1 protein-coding gene is annotated in these 2,832 nt (G+C 47.7%); it reads left to right on the top strand.

Features of this window, described 5'->3' with window-relative positions; translation table 11 throughout:
- Nucleotides 1-30: 30 nt before the first annotated feature.
- Nucleotides 31-2,832: hypothetical protein (locus tag KDK19_RS06870; RefSeq protein WP_257291612.1), on the top strand; the 2,802-nt coding region annotated here is incomplete at its 3' end.

Below are 2,832 nucleotides of genomic sequence, written 5' to 3'. Positions count from 1 at the left end.
GCCGCTTCATCAGTCATCACGCAAACCCGGATGTATAAGCAACTCGAAGAACACTTTGGCTTCAAACCCGTACTTAAAAAACTTCTGATGAACCCACACTTTTTACAGCATATTCGGAAAGTGATACCCGTTGTCGGCGATATCAAACAAGCGCAGATCGATCCCGAAAAAGACGAAGAGTTTACTGCCAGAGTGATGACCGACATGACCAGACAGCTGCTTGAGTTATCCGGGAGCCTGGAGGAACTGCGGGCAAAACATGCCAGACCGGGCACCAGAACAGAAGCTGAAACAATAGCTGCGACCAAAGCTGTCGTTGCAACCATTGCCGCACATTTAAGCATTGAGGATTTTGATGACAATACAGATATTGACGATCAGCAAGAACGCCTGATTCAAAAACTGGAAACAATGAATGCTGAAGCGCAGAGTCTGCGTCAACAACTTAAGACTATGAGCATTCAACTCGATCAGGAAGATATTTACACCGATATTAGAAAAGGTGTCCTGGCTCAGGTTCTTGGTATTGATCCGAACGACAAGACCGCACTATCAGACCGCTCTGCCGTGGAGTCAGCTGTATATCACAAACTTATCAAGCTTAAATTTCTGGACACCTATGTGGATTACATAAGAACAGGCCACTCCGAAGTGATGCCTGAAGTCCTTGAGACATTGAGTGACGTGGAAAAAGCCCTTCAGATGAAAGCCCCTGATGAAAACGATGATGTGTACCTTCGTCGCCAAAGCATTTCTGAAGAGCTGCAGGAGTTCATCGCAAAAGCCAGACAACGGTCAGAGAAAAAGGCCCTTGACATACTGAAAGACATAGAAGGAATACTCGACATCAAAGTCAATGAAGAAGATGATAAAACAACAAGACTTATCAGGGTCCGAAGAATGTTTGACAGCGATGATCTCACAGATCATATGCTGGATAAGATAGATAACACCCTCTGGGCAGATGAAAACGCAGCTCTGGTCGGGAAAGGTCTTAAACTCGCCAGGCTTCTTGCGCATCTTCACTATAAAGTCGGAGGCCCTGACCCGGATAAGCAAGACAGAGAACAACAGACAGATCCGCTGGCAGAAGTAGAAGAAACACTCAACATCGCCTATGGAAAACGGAAGGACAGAGCAGCAAGACTTGCCATGGTTCTTAAAATAATGAACCACAATGACGCCGGAGAATACCTGCTGGGTGAGATAGAACAGGCCCTCTGGAAAGAAGACAGCAAAACGCTTGACGAGAGGGGTCTCAGACTCAGGAAGCTTGATGCGAGTCTTACTTATAAAGTCGAAGAACCGTACCACGATCAGCAGGTCAGAAAACGACAGACACGTTTGATTGCAGCCGTAGAGCACCAACTGAATATCCACCCTCTTGATTACGTTGCGGCTGTACAAAAAGTCAAGGCTTTCACAGCGAAACTGGCCAGTGATCTAATGATGAACTTTGACGAGGGTGCCAGCCTGTCTGACCGGAAGGATGCTTTAATAACCAGAATTCAGGCATTTCGGGATGAAGTCAACGAAGTCTATGAAGATGAAACAGTCAGGAGAGCGCGGAACAACGAGATAGCTCGTCAACTCAACATGGAAGACTATAAGGATGATGCCACTATAAACGACCAAAATAGTCGAATTAAAGCAAAACTCCAACAGCTGGACGAGGAAGTTATCAACACGATTCAGTCAGACGTTAATACGCGTATCACGGTCATTGAGAACGAGCTTGACAGGCATATGACACGCCTGGGGCCCAAGCCCCGATACGTCCTTGATCGTGAGGCAACCACAGCCAGACAAGCATTAGAAAAAGCTGAAAGTGAGTTGGTGACTGCTTATCGAAAGAATCGGGAACAGCCACGTCTGGAAGCAGCAATTGAAGCCAGGAAAGCAGACATTGAGAGAATGAAGTATGTCCTGAAGGCTGCCGAGCAAGCCGTCGAAAATGATGACGGTCCCTTCCAGTACACGCCGAGACAGGTAAAAGTTCTGACCGATATGCATGACTTCATCTATCAGCACGCTCTCAAGAAGCAGGCTCTGGAAGCTGCAATGGGTCTGGCAGCATCTGCAGCGAAAAGCGGTAAGGTCCCCCCCCTCCTTTCGACTTTCGATTTTGACGATGAATTTGCGCCCATTCGCCTGCAGGCAGCGGTCGGAAAAGATCTGACATTTCATCAGGCCAGTCGGATTGCAAGAGTCTTCAGGAACCTGATGAGGAGTTTCCCTCCCCACTCTTCCGAGCTTGTAGATGATCAGCCTCAGAGTATCCTGGAAGAGGTCCAGATTCTGGTGCAGAGAGTCAGAAATGAGATGGGTAAAGGGGCACTTCAATACGACGAAGTCATTAACGGCATGGGCAAAATAGCCATTCACTTCGTCAAGTATGAAGAAGATGACCTGAAAAGCTTCCTGGAATACCTGGCTACCCGTTCTGCCAGTGGTAACAAGATAATAGCTCTTCTGCATGAAGGTCTGATCAGCAAGGTTGAACTTGAGAATTACATAAAGGCCGTCAGAGGTGTTGATGGTTATCAGACAGTGGCTGAGTTTGAACACTTCCTTGGTTATATACACGGTGTCAAGGTGCCAGAGTTCAGGAAGGTTGTCCAGATGCTGTCCGATGAGGGTGCTGAGCAATTCATGCGCATTGCTTTTGCTCCTGTGACTGTGACCGCAACTGGCCCGGCGGGTATGAAAGAGTCTGTTGCCGGCATGAAAGAGTTCGCAGCAGCTATCATCGCCAACTACGTGCTTGATGATATTGCCTTTGAAAATGGCCGCAGGACGGCAGCATTTCTGGCCAACGTTCAGGATACCCTG

The sequence above is a fragment of the Endozoicomonas sp. ONNA1 genome (assembly GCF_024606325.1).
GTDB lineage: Bacteria > Pseudomonadota > Gammaproteobacteria > Pseudomonadales > Endozoicomonadaceae > Endozoicomonas_A.
Note: the sequence above shows the minus strand (reverse complement) of the source record. Positions and strands in the feature narration are given on the sequence as shown.